The 16,157-nt window shown below is 51.7% G+C and carries 13 protein-coding genes and 1 rRNA gene; 3 read left to right on the top strand and 11 right to left on the bottom strand.

Features of this window, described 5'->3' with window-relative positions; genetic code table 11:
• The 3 genes from BM412_RS31475 to BM412_RS31485 form a co-directional block, all read right to left on the bottom strand.
• A 16S ribosomal RNA gene (locus tag BM412_RS31475) occupies positions 1–81 on the bottom strand; the annotation flags it as partial.
• Positions 82–464: 383 nt separating this feature from the next.
• Positions 465–1,244, bottom strand: a complete 780-nt coding sequence (locus BM412_RS31480) for a phytanoyl-CoA dioxygenase family protein (RefSeq protein ID WP_091225632.1) — start codon at positions 1,242–1,244, stop codon at positions 465–467.
• A gap of 38 nt (positions 1,245–1,282) precedes the next feature.
• Complete coding sequence (locus tag BM412_RS31485; RefSeq protein ID WP_091225633.1) at positions 1,283–1,609, bottom strand: nucleoside triphosphate pyrophosphohydrolase; 327 nt, start codon at positions 1,607–1,609, stop codon at positions 1,283–1,285.
• Between the two features lie 193 nt (positions 1,610–1,802).
• On the opposite strand from BM412_RS31485, the gene BM412_RS31490 reads away from it, so the two are divergent.
• Positions 1,803–2,717, top strand: a complete 915-nt coding sequence (locus BM412_RS31490) for an NAD-dependent epimerase/dehydratase family protein (RefSeq protein WP_091225634.1) — start codon at positions 1,803–1,805, stop codon at positions 2,715–2,717.
• A gap of 91 nt (positions 2,718–2,808) precedes the next feature.
• Here BM412_RS31490 and BM412_RS31495 read toward each other — a convergent pair whose 3' ends face one another.
• The 3 genes from BM412_RS31495 to BM412_RS31505 are packed head-to-tail and all read right to left on the bottom strand — an operon-like array spanning position 2,809 to position 4,676.
• The gene (locus tag BM412_RS31495) at positions 2,809–3,198 is read right to left on the bottom strand and encodes a hypothetical protein (protein ID WP_091225635.1); all 390 of its coding nucleotides are present in this window, start codon (positions 3,196–3,198) and stop codon (positions 2,809–2,811) included.
• A 22-nt stretch (positions 3,199–3,220) separates the two neighbouring features.
• Positions 3,221–4,294: a glycosyltransferase family 4 protein gene (locus BM412_RS31500; RefSeq protein ID WP_091225636.1), complete on the bottom strand. Its 1,074-nt coding sequence runs from the start codon at positions 4,292–4,294 to the stop codon at positions 3,221–3,223.
• Between the two features lie 46 nt (positions 4,295–4,340).
• A complete protein-coding gene (locus BM412_RS31505; protein ID WP_091225637.1) occupies positions 4,341–4,676 on the bottom strand; it encodes a hypothetical protein in 336 nt (111 codons plus the stop codon).
• A 183-nt stretch (positions 4,677–4,859) separates the two neighbouring features.
• Here BM412_RS31505 and BM412_RS31510 point away from each other — a divergent pair, with 183 nt between their 5' ends.
• Positions 4,860–5,489, top strand: coding sequence for a DUF1796 family putative cysteine peptidase (locus BM412_RS31510; RefSeq protein WP_091225638.1), 630 nt, complete (start codon positions 4,860–4,862; stop codon positions 5,487–5,489).
• A 73-nt stretch (positions 5,490–5,562) separates the two neighbouring features.
• Here BM412_RS31510 and BM412_RS31515 read toward each other — a convergent pair whose 3' ends face one another.
• The 3 genes from BM412_RS31515 to BM412_RS31525 all read right to left on the bottom strand — a co-directional run bounded on the left by BM412_RS31515 (position 5,563) and on the right by BM412_RS31525 (position 13,222).
• Positions 5,563–5,757 carry a hypothetical protein gene (locus BM412_RS31515; RefSeq protein WP_091225639.1) on the bottom strand — a complete coding sequence of 65 codons (195 nt, stop codon included), beginning with the start codon at positions 5,755–5,757 and terminating at the stop codon, positions 5,563–5,565.
• 25 nt (positions 5,758–5,782) lie between these two features.
• Positions 5,783–7,057: a glycosyltransferase family 4 protein gene (locus BM412_RS31520; RefSeq protein ID WP_256256686.1), complete on the bottom strand. Its 1,275-nt coding sequence runs from the start codon at positions 7,055–7,057 to the stop codon at positions 5,783–5,785.
• 198 nt (positions 7,058–7,255) lie between these two features.
• The gene (locus tag BM412_RS31525; protein WP_091225640.1) at positions 7,256–13,222 is read right to left on the bottom strand and encodes an alpha-amylase family glycosyl hydrolase; all 5,967 of its coding nucleotides are present in this window, start codon (positions 13,220–13,222) and stop codon (positions 7,256–7,258) included.
• Positions 13,223–13,739: 517 nt separating this feature from the next.
• Between BM412_RS31525 and BM412_RS31530 the strand changes: the two genes are divergently transcribed.
• Complete coding sequence (locus BM412_RS31530) at positions 13,740–14,186, top strand: GNAT family N-acetyltransferase (RefSeq protein ID WP_091225641.1); 447 nt, start codon at positions 13,740–13,742, stop codon at positions 14,184–14,186.
• 91 nt (positions 14,187–14,277) lie between these two features.
• On the opposite strand, the gene BM412_RS31535 is transcribed toward BM412_RS31530, so the two are convergent.
• Positions 14,278–15,288, bottom strand: a complete 1,011-nt coding sequence (locus BM412_RS31535) for a Gfo/Idh/MocA family protein (RefSeq protein WP_091225642.1) — start codon at positions 15,286–15,288, stop codon at positions 14,278–14,280.
• A gap of 14 nt (positions 15,289–15,302) precedes the next feature.
• Positions 15,303–16,151 carry a sugar phosphate isomerase/epimerase family protein gene (locus tag BM412_RS31540; protein WP_091225643.1) on the bottom strand — a complete coding sequence of 283 codons (849 nt, stop codon included), beginning with the start codon at positions 16,149–16,151 and terminating at the stop codon, positions 15,303–15,305.
• Positions 16,152–16,157 lie beyond the last annotated feature (6 nt).

Here is a 16,157-nt window from a genome sequence, read left to right on the forward strand (position 1 = left end):
GAAGGAATAACTCCGCTCGACTTGCATGTATTAGGCACGCCGCCAGCGTTCGTCCTGAGCCAGGATCAAACTCTCCATAAAAGTGGCAAGCCCGAAGGCTTGGCCATTTTTAAGAATTCGCTTGGTAGCTCATTCAAAAAACTAGCTTTGCGAAACGTTCGTTTCGCGATTTATAACCATTTGACTGGTCGCTCATTGTTCAGTTTTCAAAGAACAAATTTCATGTTCTGGTTTGTTGACCCAGAATCAGATCTTATCATACTTCGAAACATAATTGCAAGCTTTATTTTTCAACTTGTTTTTTGTCTCGAGCACCGCGTCCCTGTATCTCTCAGCGGCGGAATTAGAATATACCATGATTGTCTACAGGGTTGCAACAGGTATTATTTTACATTTCATATAACCCATAAAAATCGCGCGCCTGCATGAACAAGCGCGCGTCATCCACAGCATTCCGTCTTGCATTATTTCCATTCTTCACTGCCTTGAAACGGCATATGACGAGCTTCATCAAATTTAGGGAACGGCAAGTAATCATTGATGCCGGGAACTGCTTTGCCTCGCAGCAAGAAGGCCGAAGGCCATTGCGGCACTTTAATTAACGTGCTCGTCGGGATGTAGCGAATCGTTAAGCCGCAGCGACGCAGCGGCGAGTGATTGGCTTCAGAACCGTGAATGATGCTGGGATGATGAACGGACACGCCGCCTGCACGCAAGATGAGATCAACCGCCTTCTCCTCTTCAACCAGCGCAGGATCCACTTCGGATTCCAATACATTCGCCGTTGTCGTGTTAGCCTTCATTTCTTGAAGCTCCATCGTTTGCGTGCCCGGAATCACTCGCAGACAACCGTTCTCAGGCAGGGAGTCATCGACTGCGAGCCACAAAGTGACTACATTCATCGGTTCAAGCGGCCAGTAGCTGCCGTCTTGATGCCACAGAACAGGGCGCCCATCGAATGGCGGCTTACTAATATAGTGGGAAGCGAACAAAGCGATATCCGGACCAATGTACTGCTCTGCAATATCCAGCAGGCGATCATCGCCGACCAGACGCAGCCAGAACGGATCATCCGCCAATAACGTGTGGCCCAAGTTCTCCGGGCGAAGCCCCGGGTTCTTCTCCATCAGCCACTCCACATGCTGCTGGGCTTCTCTAATCAATGACGCATCGAGAACATCCGGATAGACGGCATAGCCATCACGATCGAACTTTTCTTTAGCAAGCTTCAATTCTTGGGACATTGCTGGATCCTCCTCATGATTTTCGATCATTACGTGAACTAAGCTTCTTGTACAGCCTCCAGATAAATTCGCTCGTTAAACCCGCCGCGCTTTGCGGATTTCTCCGCTCTTATCGTTTCCAACTGCCCTGCATCGAAGCCATGAACATGGGATAGCGCATGAAGAAGTTCCAGGATATCGGCCAACTCTTCCATGGCGCTCACGTTATCCTCCGCCTCCAAATACTCATGAAGCTCCTCCGATAACTTAGTCCGCAGTGCCGCGTGATACGAAGCTTCATCCAGAATACGGGTCGTGCAAGTCTTGCCGTTGTTTGCGATGATTTCCGGAATACGGTCGCGAACAAGCTTATTGTATGTAGGCATTTAACCGCTCCTTCTTGCTATGCAATCATGCTGAACAATCCTCACTTCGAGCCTATTATACATTGACCAGGACATAGAAGAAACCGGATTCCGGATAAAAATCAGCAGCGCCGCAAGGCTTGTGCCCCATGCGGATTTCCGGAGCCATGCGTACGATAAAACATCGGGATTCCATCGCGGGAGGAACAGGCGCATGAAAGTGGTTGTAACAGGAGGGGCCGGTTTTATCGGTTCGCATCTCGTCAAAGGTTTAATCGAACGCGGAGCGGACGTCCATGTCATTGACAACCTCTCGACAGGTTCAATGGAACGGGTAGATCCGAGAGCGATCCTTCATATAGAAGATGTTCGATTCGGAAGAGCAAAACGAATCATCGCGTCCGTCAAACCCGACGTCGTCTATCATCTCGCCGCGCAAGCGGATGTACAGCGTTCTATCGCGCATCCAAACAGAGATGCCTCTATTAATGTCGGAGGTACGATTAATATGCTTGAAGCCTGTATAATGGCCGGCGTTCGCAAAATGATTTTCGCCTCCACCTCAGGGGTATACGGCAATTTAGAAAGAGAGCGCATCACCGAACAAGACCCCACGGATCCGATTTCGTTCTACGCGATGTCCAAGCTGACAGCTGAACGCTATATCCGCCTCTACAGCCGTTTCTATGGACTGGGATATACGATTCTTCGCTACGGCAACGTATATGGACCCGGCCAAACGGCCAAAGGCGAAGGCGGCGTCATCGCGAATTTTATTGAGAGAACGGTGAAGGGGCTGCCTCTGATGATTAACGGAGAAGGTCTTCAGACACGGGATTTCATCTATGTAGACGATGTCGTCTCGGCCAACATGGCTGCAGCAGCACTCGGCAATAACGAAACGCTGCATGTAAGCACCGGCCTTCGGACATCCATTAGTCACTTAGCGGAGCTGCTTCGAGAGCTTCACCCAAACGAAATTGAGGTGCTCTATCGTCCGGTCAAACCGGGCGACATTATGCACAGCTGCTTGTCATGCGAGCGAACACGGCACACACTGCAATGGGAGCCAGTCACCGGCATAGAGCGCGGAGTCGGCGAAACGTACCGCTACTGGACGGAATCGTGAAGCGAAACTCCTCAAGCAGTTGCGGCAAAATAACAACAGCCCCATTCACAGCTCTGAAGGCGATCAGAGCGGCGAACGGGGCTGGTTTCTTTTACGGCGCATATACGGATCCTTGAAGGGAGTAGGGTCCAGTAATCCGCGCACGCGTATCATTTGATCGGACGGTCAAGTAATAACGCCGCTGCGGATCTGTTCCGACAAAGGTCAGCTGTTCTTTCGTTCTGCCTTTCATGAAGCAGGACTCCAGATTCCAATAGACAACCAAGCCGTCCGGACCGTCCTCTCGCAGCAGAATCTCCATCTCACCCGAGTCCCAGTTCGCAATATCCGGGTTCTCCCATCCTACCTCGAACCGCAGCACCAATCGGTCGCCCGGCGAGATGGAACCGAGTTGTAAAGAAGTGAGGACAAGCTGTTCGGGACCGACGAGGAGGGGCTCGAAGCTGCCGACGTCCGCACTGCTTTTATCCGTGTATTTCATATCGAACATCCCTTTCTTATGCTTAAATGGTTTGCAGCATTTGCAAGAAATGTTGACCATACTTCAGAGGAGAAAATTCCACATGCACGAAGCTCATTGCTTCCGTGCGGATTCGTTCGCGCAGCTCCGTGTTCTCCATAAGCTCTCGCGCTTCCTTCAGCGCCTCCGCTATGTCGCCGAGCGTGTAATATTTTCCCGTTCTATTGTGAATGATCGAATGGGATACCCCGTCCGAATCCGTTGTCAGCACCGGGCATCTGCAGCTCATCGCCTCCAGAACTGCATATGGCGCTCCTTCTACTTTGGAGGTGGCGCATAAGAATCCGCCGGAATCTCCGATGATCGAGAAGCAGTCGGGCATCTCGCTATGCGGAACATTGGATCTTACGGTCAAGCGGCCCGAAAGCCCAAGCTCGCCTACAAGTCGTTCGAATGATTGCCACTCCTCGGGATCAGCCAATAGGGGATCATGAAACATCCACAATCGCAGGTTCGGGTACGTAACCGATAGATGATAGCCGATTTGCAGAAACTCGCGCCAATTTTTGTTATCCTCCATCCTCCCGAGCCAAGCCATAATGGGGGATGCATCCGTTAAGAGCGAGTGATGCGGCCGATATGTGAAAGCAGCAGCGTCAAAGCCATTATTGAAGTGATATTGAGGCTTATTCGGGAACAATTCGCGGAAAATAGCCGCAATATGCGGTGTTCGTGGATTAAGCAGCGCTGAAGCATGCGCCTCAATAACCGGCGAGGCCGCCGTGAGCGCCTGCCTTGCATCCTCTTTGGGGCCATAGCCTTGAATCTCGTAGATAAGCTTCCCATAATAGCCGAGCATCCGGAAACGCAGGAGGCTCTTATGATCAGTCGTGACGACGATAGCTTCGTAACGGCCTGCATCGACCAACTGCTTAATTGCGATGTCGCTATCCGTAATGTGCACATCCGAAGTGCGGTCCCTATTTTGCAAACCGGCCCCCCACTTGTAATACAGACAATGCCCGTATACCCCAAATTCTCGAAGCGCCTTACACCTCATTCGGTTCAGCGTGTCCATGCCTCCGCTTGGCAGGTAGTAGACAAACAGCACATTCACCGACTTTGTTCCACCTCCTCCGGCCGTTCATCCATTCCGCACCCCCTCAATCCAACCGATCGAAGTCCTTTTCCGTTAATGTCGCGATTACGGTTCCTTGACTGCGAAGGACGGCTTTAATGCGCATCGGCTTATGCGTCGAAAAGTTCGTCACAATCAGCAGACTGAATGGCGCGTAACTAGGCGTGAGCGGGGGCAAATCAATCAGTCGCCGTGACTCCATCTCCTGCAGCGTCTCATAAAATAAGATTCCGTTGTTATAGACGTGCACCAGGCAATCGAATACTTCCGCGCCGTCATTGACGATGGACCATGACACGGATTCAATAAACCGGCAATCAATTCTCGCAAAAGCAGCGGCATCCAGCCGAAATATAGCCATGTATTCCCTCCTCCGCACGTCTTCCTTCTATTATCGTATGAGAAGCAGAGGCAAACGTAAGGGCCAAACCGCCCCGAACAGCCACCCAAAAACGAAGGTTACTCGTCCATTTGTCCAAGCGGATTCCCTATTACGAGCATTAATTAAATAGAGTCTATCTACGAAAGGAAGGATGTGTGGACGATGCAACTCGTAGACTTGAAGGGGAGCTACGACGCCATCTACAGCCTCGGCGATCTTTGTTTGCCGGCAATCCAAATGGAGCTTAATGAGATTCGGCCATTCGCAGGTCCGCTGGATTGGATGCAATCGCAGAACCTCTCCGACGTCTCAAGACTGCTTCGCAACCGCTTCGCCCGCTTCATGGATTACAGCCATCTGGAGGTCATCAGCAAAGCCAGCGAGAAGCTGTATTATGTCAAAGAGAACGAATACAATGTGTACTCGAACCATGACTTCTACACGCACAACAATTTTCCGCCGGAATTGAATGCTTACCCCGAGGTAAAAGCCAAATTCGACCGCAGGGTCGCCCGCTTCCTGGAAAAGGCCGCTTTGAGCGACAACATTCTATTTATTCGTACGGAAGCGACAATCGAGCAAACGAAGGAACTGACCGACGTTCTCTCGGCCATGGTAGCAGGCAGCTATCGTCTGCTTGTTGTGAATCACGCCCCGGTGAGCGGTATCGTCGAGCAGCACTGGCCACTGCCTCCTGTATGCGCCATTCAGTTGCCTAACGAGGAAATCTGGCATGGAAACGACCTGCTGTGGAAAGAGATTTTTCAGGGTATCGTGCTCCGTGACGAGTAGAGTAGAGTAGTGTAGAGTGAAACATCTTCTATGATGAGAAAAGGGCATCCTTATCGGATAGCCCTTTTTCTTGTTACGGTTTCTGCTGGTTATCCACCATCGTTGACAGCACATGCCAATCCGGCAGCTTATAGCCATTCGCCAGCCTAAGTCCGGCTAATATTCGGTTCCACACCTCATAGTCCACGATGATCCCGGGATCCGGCGTTTGATCGGCGAATATACGGTTGTACAAATCGCCTTTCACCATGAATCGCTCATTTGGCATAGGTTCCCACCTCACTTCTCAACTGTTACTTCTTAATAACGGATTGGTAGACGTCCAGTACCTGCTCCACCATCCTGTCCATCGACCAATGGGCGGTGCCCCATAATTTCGCGTTATGTCCAAGCTGTTCTCGGAGACTGTCATTTGCGAGCAGCAGCCCTAATTGTTCCGCCAGCTTAACCGAATCTCGCACGGGGGAGATTAAACCGGTCACATCATGCTCGACCATCTCGGGCAATCCGCCTGCTGTCGATACTAAGGCAGGCAGCCCCGCCACCTGCGCCTCCATCAAAGAGAAGGGCTGATTGTCTTGTATGCAGGAATGAACGAAAATATCGGATATCCGAAGCAGTCCGGGGATGTCATCCCGCACTCCCAGAAACAGGACATTTTGCTGGAGTTGAAAAGCTGCCGTTAGCTGTTCAAGCTCTGCCCGCTGTTCTCCATCCCCGACAATCCAGCACACCCAGTCCTGGCGTGTCCATTTCAGAATGCCCAGCGCAGTGATGAGGATGTCGATTCCTTTGACGAACGACAGGCGGGCGGGGCAGATGATGATTTTCTTGTCCGGCGGGCGCTGCATCGTCGTTCCTTTACTTGCCTGCCGCTCGAATTCGTCGATGTCCAGGCCATACGGGAACACCCTTATTCGCGCTTCCGGCACTCCGAACGAATTCACTAACAGCTGCTTCTGCCAGTTATTCGCCGTTACCGTTACATCGCCTGAGGTCGCACCGTAATGCTCGATCCCGTTAAAATAATTCCAAGCCGGCGAGTTCTCCGCTACGCCTAACTGGGGATTCAAACGATAGTTCATTGTTACTTCCACCGCTACGGAGCCATGGACATGCGCAACAAGCGCCGTCTTCGGGGACTTTACCCGTCCAAGCGCCCTGGCCGCGAATATATCATGGGTATGGATAATGTCATAGTGTTCAAGCCCGAAATAAGCAGCTGCCAGTTCCAAATAGTAGCGCTCAAATTCGCAATGCATCACATAAGGGTCCACGTGGATCTGAGGAACACGAGACGCGCTCAGCTTGGCAGCGATCAGAGGACGAAGCGTTTCTTTGGCAATCTCCTTGTTCGATCCAGGCATATGCACTTTATCGGGACCGGTGCCGAGCAGGTCCACTTGATGCCCCATCAGCTCGAGCCGCTGTTTCAGCTGCGTCATATACTTCCAAACGCCGCCAACATGCGGAACCTGCCAAAAGGTAGCCAACAATATCTTCATGCTGTCCTCTCTCCCTGCATCCGTCAGCTGCCGGGACAGCTGCTCCGGCGCGGAAGTGGTCATACGTTGTCGTAGTACCATCGTATGAATGGGACATTTCAAGAGGCACGACGGTTTAACCCCGTCAATGGACTATTTACCGGTTGATTGCGAGATTTGTATCGTAAAAAAAACCTGACCCCATAACGGGAAGCAGGTTTCTTCAATAGAAGCGTCCAGGCCAGATCAGGCTAGACTAAGACCAGACCTGGCCAGACCAAACTATGCCTCAAGCAGCTTGTAAATCACTTTCGCGCTTTCGGCGCGTGTTGCATGTCCTTGCGGCTCGAAGCTGCCGCTTGTCTTGCCATCAATAAGGCCCAGCTCCTTCGCCGCCCCGATCGATGCTGCAGCCCAGCTGCTGATAGCACTCACATCGGAGAAGTTCTTCAGCTCGGCAGCGTGATCCGCTGTCAGCTTGCCGTGCTTCACTTCATAAGCACGCATGAGCATGACGGCCATCTCTTCGCGCGTAATCGTGCCATTCGGCGCGAACGCCGATGCGCTGCGGCCGTTCACGATGCCCGCTTCAGCTGCAGCCGCCACTGCAGGCGCATACCAAGCGCCAGGCGCTACGTCTGCGAACGCGGCTGGCTTCGTCGCTTCGAGCTCCAATGCACGAACAAGCAATGCTGCGAATTCGGCACGCGTAATGCTGCGGCTTGGTTCGAACCGATCCGCGCTCGTGCCATTCATAATATGCTTCGCCGTCAGTTCACCGATCATCGACGATGCCCAGTGAGCAGCCGACACATCAGCGAAGTGCTTCGTGAACTCCAGCACCGCATAGCTCGAGAAGTGGGAAATCCGGACGGTCATCGTGCCGTCGTCATTCAGCTTGCCGCGAACAAACTCAAGCTGACCGTTATCGGCGATATAGTAGACGCCGATCAGCTTCGTATTGGCACTATCCTTCACCTTGAAGGTAAGCGTGAGCGGTTCTGCAAACTTGCTCAATACAGCCGTTTCCTTGCCAGCTGCATCTACCAGCGCGAGGCGGAAATCGAAAATGTCCGAAGCCGCGTTTAACTCTGTTGTGCCTTCTTGCTCAGCTTTAGCCAGGAGTGCTTGTTTGGCTTGCTCGCTTAGCGGCTGCACATGAAGTGAGATTTGATTGCCGCCGCTGGTTGCATTGTCGCCTTGCTTAGTCAGTTCCTTCAAGACGTCAGTCGGAACACCGACTTTAACATCGCCTTGGTTCACTTCCAGTGATTTGTCACCAAGAAGCTCTGCCGTGTTAAGCGGCAATACCAGCTGCCCCTTGCCCCCCGTGTCGATTGAAACTTTGCTGCCCGTTGCTTTGCTGATTGCAGCTTTCAATTGTGGTTCCGAAATGGTTGCTTGGTCTTTATCCGTTGCGTTGTTGCTGCCCGAACCTCCCATTACCGGCGGCGGTGGCGTAAGATCGCCTTCTCTTGTAATCGTAAGTTTAAGCGTCTTCGTTGCTTGTCCGGCACGGCCTGCATCCGTGTACCACGGCAGCGCCAATGTTTCCGCACTTGGCTCAATATGAAGCGTAAAGTTATTTGTGCCCACTGCAAGCGGCAAGTTCTCGATAAGCACATTCCCCGCTGCATCCATATCAGCGGCATCAATTGGCTCACCGTTGATGGTGAAGTCCACGCCGTAAGGCACGTTTGCTTTTAGCGTAAACGCTTCTTCATCCGTCGTATAGGCAATGTCATCACCGTAAGAGATACGCGGCATGGTCACGATCATCGGCATGTCCACCCAGCGCAGCACGTAATCGTCCACTACCATCGTGTTGCCGCCTTGGTTCTTGATCGTCAGCTGCATGTTCGTATCTGTCGAGGAGTAAGCGTAATTGCCGGCATCCTCGGTATCATTGGCCTTACGCGCATGCGAAGTAAACGCCTCCGTCGACCATGCTCCGCGTGTATATTTGTATTGAATCGATTTGCCCGCCATCATCTTGAAGCTGTATTCCACCACATCGCGCGTCGTTGCACCGCTTGGCACATTCAGCTTATTGCCGGAGGCATTCCAGCCGTTAAGATCGCCTGCCAAGTAGATATCGTCTTGAACCGGCGTGTAGCTTGGAAGATGAACGCGCAGCTTCACATCCACCATGACCAGCTTCGGAGTAACCGACTTCTCATCGGAATATCCGCGATTATAAGCGCTGTCCACCGCTGCTACTTTGTACGTATACGCCGTATCATTGCTGACCGTAAAGTCCACATACGATGAAGCCGTGTTGTCTACCGCTGCAATGCGCACAAACTCCGAGTCCGCTTTCTTGCGATAAACCTCATAATGATGGGCTGCTTCCTCAGAAGCTGCCGCAGTCCAATTCAATTGAACGCGGTTCGACTCTATCGTAATCTCAGCGAGCACAGGGGCTTCCGGTGCCGTCGTGTCGCTGCTGTCTGCATGCACGTCAACACGTTGCTGCTCGGACTCCGTGAACGTATCCCCGTTGTCGCCGGAGACTTTGGCGAAGTAATCGTAGGCACCTGCTTCGATCGGCTCAAACGCTGCCCAGTATACTTTCTTCCCGTCTTGCGTGTCCTGTTTATAACGCAGTTTTGTTTCTACCGCATCGGCTTTGCTTGAGCCTTCTTTGTAATAGGCAAGGCGCGCAATCAAATTCGGCGCTTCGCTGCCTGCGTATTCTGCGTTATCGGTAAGTCCCGGAATGTCGATCGTGACTTGGATTTCGGTGGTTTTGTGACCTGCGCCAAGCGTAACCGCATTAGATGGCTGCGTAATCGTTACCCCGTTCACTGCAAAAGAAGGCGTAGCCGATGCATACTCGCTCAGCAGACTCTCCCCGCTGCCCGTAACGGCAGTCACCGTATAATAGTACTTCTTCCCATTCTCCACGTTCACATCGGACCATGTGTTTCCTACTGCTTCGCCGGCCAACTGCAGCTCGGCGCCTTCGATTGCCGCGCGGTACACATTGTAGCCTACTGCACCTTGAACAGCATCCCATGTCAGTGTAACTGCGCCGTTACCGCCTGACGCTGCAACGTGCTGCACCTGCGGTACTGTAACAAGCTCTGTAGTCGAGATCATCATCAGACCGCTCATCGCTTTCACGGTAAGCGAGACAGTGCCTCCTGTAACCGTACCTTCAATCTCACTGCCCAGCTGATCTGCCAGTGTGATGCCCTCAGGCAGGAATCCAGCTACATTCGCTTGGATGGTTGCATCTGTCGTGCCGCGATTCACCACGACAAGCCCTGCTTGATTGTCCGTCTTGCGGGCATAAGCAATGACATCGCCTTGGTTGTAGGCCGTTTTCAGCTCGCCTGTGCGGAATACTTCATTATCTTCACGGATGTTGGCTGCTTTTTGATACGTATCAAATAGAGTGTCATACTTGCCTACTCCCGCATACTCGCCATCGGAACCGGAAACGCGCTCCCACGGGAAGGTACGGCGGGAATCCGGATCTTTGGTACCGGTCAAACCAACTTCATCCCCATAGTTAATCGTAGGCGCACCAGGATAGCCCAGTTGGAAAATTGCCGTTAGTGCTTGCATTTGCAGCGCTTTGTCCGATGCATCGGGCGCAATCGCTAAATGCTCTTCCTCCCACTCCGGTTTGTCATACTTCGTAATGGATCGAATCGTATCATGGGAATCCACGAGGTTAAGCATCACTTGCCATGCTTCTGACGGATAATCCTCGCGAATGGACTCCAATGCATCATTAAACTGTGCCGCATTGCCGCTGATAATGAAGCTTTGCAAAGCACCGCGGAAACGGTAGTTCATCACGGAGTCGAACTGATCGCCAAGCAGGAAGCGAGTGGCAACGCCCCACTCTTCGCCCAGAATGATCGGATCCGGTATGGTGTTGCCATTGCTGTCCACGCGGCCGGCTGTCGATTTCACCGCTTTGCGGAACTGCTGCCATGTACCGGAGGATACATCCGGCGCAACATCAAGGCGCCAGCCGTTCGCACCCATCCACTCCCAGCGCTGCGAGTTCGCATTTTGCATCAAGGCATCTGCGTCTTCGTCTGATTTGCCGCTTAGGTCAAGACCGATGACGAGATCACGATAACCAGGCACGTTCCACTCATGATTGCCTTGAAGGGCATCTGCATCGCCGGCTGCTGCTTGCGGCGCATCCACAAGAGGCAAGGAATCGTAGCCCCACCAGCCTTCGTATTTGTAGTGACCGTCTACTTGCTCATTCGAAACGGTAAACCAAGTGGTAAAGTCAAAATCATTCGGATACGCATAATGCTCCCCTGTAGCAGGGTTAACCTGTGCAGTGAACGCATTGATTGTCTGCTGCTTGGCAGCTTCAAGCGTTGCGCCGTCCTTATTCACTTTGTCGTACACTTTCGCCCAGAATTCATAAGCGCCGATCTCGGGGTACTTCTCATAGCGGTCAAAATAAATCGAGTCATCGCCGACATGGTTGAACACACCGTCTACGATCAGCTTGATGCCCATTTCGCTTGCTTTCTTCGTGAAAGCCGTGAATACACGGTCGGAAGCAATGCGTGTTGCTTCATAATCAAGTCCCGAAGCCGGGTTTCCCGGCGTGTTGTAGACCGGCTCTCCGAACATCGGATCCAAATGCTTGTAATCCGTCGCATCATATTTGTGATTGGAAGCCGCCCATGCAACCGGATTGAAGTAGATGACATTAACCCCAATGGACTTCAAATAATCCAGCTTCTGTGACGCGCCCGCAATGTCGCCGCCGTAGAACTCATTCGTCCACAGCCCATCCGAAGCTGCATCTGGGAAATACGGCTGCTGCTCAGGTGTCGTCCGGTCCGGATTCTCCGGCACATCGTCCCATGATCCCCACACCTGATTCGGCGCCGGATCATTCGTTACGCCGCCATCGAAATATTGCAGCTTATGGCCGTTCTTTGCCGTCAATGTCTCGCCCGGAAGAGCTTCGCCGCCGCGATAGCCGTCCACGATCTTAGCGCGATTGTTGGATGGATCCCCATCAAAGAAACGATCCGGGAAGATTTGATAAACAACCGCATTCTTCATCCAATCCGGCGTCGTGAAATCTTTGTCATACACCGTCAAATCGTAAGGCAGCACACCTTCATCCGCAGAAGCACCGCTTCCGCCGCGCGATCCGTCATCGCCATACTCCACTTTTGCAGGGCCGTCGATCAGAATAAATTTGTAGCCCCACACGCCAATCCCCCCGAACGCGGAGGCAGGAATGGTTACTTCCCAGTAATCCTTCTCGTCAAAAGAAGTCGCTTTGCGCATATCGAACGCGGAAGCCAGCCCTTGCGGATTGCTCAGCTCGACGCGCACCACTTGTGCGTCGCCTGCTTCAGTAGCGATGCGGAGCGTTACGTCCTCGCTGCCTTCTTTGATCGCGCCAAACGGTTTCTTGTAGGTAACCGAACGAGAGTCAAATACCAGCTTATCGCGGTGAATCATACCGTCGAATTGGCTGTCTGCCGGTTTATAGTTCGTAGTAATCGTGCGATCCGCGAGTACAGTGGTAAATGTCACATCTGCGGGATCCAGCGTTTGCAGGATGAAGTTGCCGCCGCCCGCTCCATAATTGCTGGCATCCCAGTTATTCCCCTGCACGACTTTCATTTCATAGCGTGCAGCCGGAAGCGTGCGCTGAAGCTTATAAACCGATCCATCGAAATTATAATCCACGAACAGCTGCTGCGCTTGATCCGGTGCCCATTGGGATTCACCGAATACGGATTGAATGCTGCCGACAAGCCGCGGCCATACCGCGGAACTGAGTGCAGGTGTATATTGCTGTGCACCCGCTACGTCTGGCAAGCTGATACGCACTTGACCCAGCTCGTCGTTGAGATAGAAATTGACTTTCGTCTGCTCAGTCAGTGTGAATTCGATGTTATTACCGTTATTGGAATAGCCGTCCCACGTGCCTTGGTGCACGACTTTAAAGGCGTACTGGCCTGCATCCAGCACAGTGGAGTACGCATAATACTCACCAACGAGATGTTTCATCTGCGTAACGGTCGAGTCGTTGCTCCAGCCTTGGAAGGAGCCGACCACAACCCACTTGTGGTTGCCGCCCGGCTGCTCTGAGAAGGCATCCGCTTGAATCGCTGATTCCGTTTCGGTGACAGCGTTTGCATTTGCTTGCTGCGGAAAGATGCCAACTAGCTGTACAACCATAAGAATGGATAGAAGAAGTGCCCCTATACGGTTCCGGCGTTTACCTATCTTGGTTATCATTAAATAGCCTCCTAAGTTAAAATGACTGACGATGCTGTGCTAGCTGAGTCGATGAAAGTTTTGAAAATCGCGCAAACGTTTGCGCAAAAGCCCATAAATCCCCCTTTCTGCCGATAAAAAAGAGCTATCCCCTGAAGGAAGAGATAGCCGGGTTGTTCCGCTTCTTACGATCGAAGTCCGGAAAGCATTGCCCTTAAATTCGCCATAATCAGCGTGGTTCATTGCCTTTATCTTATTATGAAAACGCTTTACAGTCAATGATATCCATTACGTAAAATCATTGGCGATTTTCGCGAAATGCCGTTTTCCCTCGCATGGATTCGCGCAATCGTTTGCGCTTAACTGGGATTTTAGTGATTATTGCCGATTATTAAATTATTATCGCGGTGCAGTTTCGCGCTTTCGTCTTGAACAGGCAAGTCTCACCGGGTCATGTTAAAATTTCATAAACCTTGTTGTATATTTATACACGTTGTCATATAATTATCCGTAGTAAGATTATAAAGGAGGATCAACAATGTCGCTCGTAGTACGAAATGTAGAGTTTGAGGATGTTAACGGCCTAGCAGCCTTGATGCATAATTATATCGTGAACTTCTATCGGAAGGCATGGCCGGGGGATCGTGTTGTTCGTCAATTGATTCAAACCCTGCTCGAGAAACAAGAAGGGATTCAGTTCGTAGCCATAAAAGATGGAGAGATGGTCGGCTTCGCCACGCTCTATTTTACATATAGCACCATGAAAGCCGAACGGATCACCGTTATGAACGACCTCTATGTCATGGAGCCCTACAGAGATACGCAGGTGGAATCGCAGTTGTTCCTAGCCTGTCAGCGCTATACCCATGATCTCGGCTACGCGCGCATGTCGTGGATTACGGCAAAGGATAACACCAGAGCGCAGTGCTTCTTCGACAAGATGGGCGGCGTGCAAGGTGAGTGGGTCAACTACTCGATCGGATAAGGGGCAACGGCTGTTGCCGCCATTACGACGGTTTAAAAGCGCATATTGTAAAAAAAGCCGCACCCGGTTGAGGGATGCGGCTTTCGTCATGCTATAGGGAGATGAACGTACCGCCGGCATCTGCCGACTTCTGCTCTGCTTCAATAATATCCAGCGTGCGCGCTGCGCTCTCAGGCGTACATACCGTAATCGGCTTATCATTCGCCAGGGAATCAATAAAGGAACGAATTTCGAAGTAGTAGCCCATATCATCGGACAGCTCAGCCACGAAGCTCGGTTCTTCATTTGGATTGACCTTCACTTTATTGTCGGCGAAGATGAGGTTCCCGCCTTCGAAATTAATGCGGTAGTTCATTTCAAAGCCAAAATCGCCGCGAAGCGTCCAATCCGCTTGTGCATTCAGTACAAGACCGCTGTCGTACACATAATGCGTCGATACGATATCATACGCGCTGCCCGGAATAACATTGCGAGCCATTGTGGATACCTTATCCGGCACGCCAAACAGCCAGTGAACCATGTCCGTATCATGAATGTGCATGTCCAGCAGACAGCCGCCGCTCTTGCTGCCATCCAGGAACCATTCAGCCGGCAGGCCTGAGCCGCGGAAGAATGAGCCGCCAAGCGGCTTGCCGTAACGTCCATCTTCGATGCATGCTTTCGCATATTCATAGGCTGGCCAGAAACGCAGACATTGACCAATCATCAACTTCTTGCCTGTACGTTCCGCAGTCGCTACCATTCGCCAAGCATCCTCAGCGGTGCGAGCAATCGGCTTCTCACACATCACGTGGTAGCCTTTCTCCAGCATGCTGATCGTAATATCAGCGTGAAGCCCTGTCGGCAACGTGATATCGATCATATCCAAATCTTCGTTGGCGATCATTTCTTCAATATCGGTATAGAGATTGAACGGATCAAGGTTATACAGCTCTTGATTGGTCGCGATATTTCCGATTGCCTTGCCGTCCTTCAATTCCTCGATGCGCACATCGCAAATGGCCTTCAATTGAACCGGCGCGCCTTCCGCCATAAGCCGCGTATAGTTGTCAAAATGCATACGTCCCATAAAACCAAAGCCGATCAGACCTACCTTAATCATGCTGCTTCCTCCTTTTAGTTGTTGCCTCGTCCCAGGATGGCATCCATCGCGCGGGATGTGTTGTAAATGATTTGCTCACCATGATGGGTATAGCCCGGAATCATTTCCGCAATGACATAGTTGTTGTAGTCGCTGGCGCGAAGCGCCTCCACTACTGCAGGATAGTTCACGTCGCCGGCAAGCAGATCAACAAACCCGTGCAATCCGCCCGCTTGTCTGCGGTAATCTTTGAAATGGACTTTCTTGATCCGGTTGCCCAGAATACGCACCCATTGCTCTGGATATCCGTTGGCTACAACATTACCTACGTCAAAGTAGGAACCGACATAATCGGAATTAACGGTGTCGATGAACGTCCGCAGCTCAAGCGGGGAAAGCAAGAACTTGTTCCACACGTTCTCGATTCCGATCGAAACGCCGGCAGCTTTAGCATCCGAAGACAGTGTGGTGATACATTCAAGCGCGCGATCATACGCACGCTCGTAGTCGACTACTTCGCTATCGGGTATGAAATCAACGCCTACTGCTCCCGGAATAACCAAGATTGTATCGACGCCAAAAGATGCAGCAAGCTCCAATTGCTTGCGTGTAATATCCATTGCTTTCGTGCGGTTAGCTGCCGATTCGCTTGTCATGGAATAAGACCAGTAGAGACCTGTAGCAAGACCGCAAATCTCAAGATCCGCCTGCTCCAATTGAGACTTGATGTCGCGAACCTCTTGCTCCGTAGCTTCCAGACTAAGCTCGCCCGTCTCGTTCAAGGACAGCTCGATTCCTTCGAATCCAGCGTCTTTGGCAATGCGTATCGATTCGGCAATCGTCGTCCCTTGTGGAAAAGACCAAATGTTAACTCCCTTTTTCATCAGGCT

Origin of the sequence: Paenibacillus sp. BC26 (assembly GCF_900116125.1) — a bacterium.
Taxonomy (GTDB): domain Bacteria; phylum Bacillota; class Bacilli; order Paenibacillales; family Paenibacillaceae; genus Paenibacillus_Z; species Paenibacillus_Z lignilyticus.

Excerpts from the sequence above, each read along its gene's own strand:
- BM412_RS31515 (WP_091225639.1), bottom strand. The coding sequence starts at position 5,757 with ATGCCAAATGAGCGATTCATGGTGAAAGGCGATTTGTACAACCGTATA.
- BM412_RS31540 (WP_091225643.1), bottom strand. The coding sequence starts at position 16,151 with ATGAAAAAGGGAGTTAACATTTGGTCTTTTCCACAAGGGACGACGATT.
- BM412_RS31490 (WP_091225634.1), top strand. The coding sequence starts at position 1,803 with ATGAAAGTGGTTGTAACAGGAGGGGCCGGTTTTATCGGTTCGCATCTC.
- BM412_RS31505 (WP_091225637.1), bottom strand. The coding sequence starts at position 4,676 with ATGGCTATATTTCGGCTGGATGCCGCTGCTTTTGCGAGAATTGATTGC.
- BM412_RS31530 (WP_091225641.1), top strand. The coding sequence starts at position 13,740 with ATGTCGCTCGTAGTACGAAATGTAGAGTTTGAGGATGTTAACGGCCTA.
- BM412_RS31535 (WP_091225642.1), bottom strand. The coding sequence starts at position 15,288 with ATGATTAAGGTAGGTCTGATCGGCTTTGGTTTTATGGGACGTATGCAT.
- BM412_RS31495 (WP_091225635.1), bottom strand. The coding sequence starts at position 3,198 with ATGAAATACACGGATAAAAGCAGTGCGGACGTCGGCAGCTTCGAGCCC.
- BM412_RS31480 (WP_091225632.1), bottom strand. The coding sequence starts at position 1,244 with ATGTCCCAAGAATTGAAGCTTGCTAAAGAAAAGTTCGATCGTGATGGC.
- BM412_RS31510 (WP_091225638.1), top strand. The coding sequence starts at position 4,860 with ATGCAACTCGTAGACTTGAAGGGGAGCTACGACGCCATCTACAGCCTC.
- BM412_RS31525 (WP_091225640.1), bottom strand. The coding sequence starts at position 13,222 with ATGATAACCAAGATAGGTAAACGCCGGAACCGTATAGGGGCACTTCTT.
- BM412_RS31520 (WP_256256686.1), bottom strand. The coding sequence starts at position 7,057 with ATGACCACTTCCGCGCCGGAGCAGCTGTCCCGGCAGCTGACGGATGCA.
- BM412_RS31485 (WP_091225633.1), bottom strand. The coding sequence starts at position 1,609 with ATGCCTACATACAATAAGCTTGTTCGCGACCGTATTCCGGAAATCATC.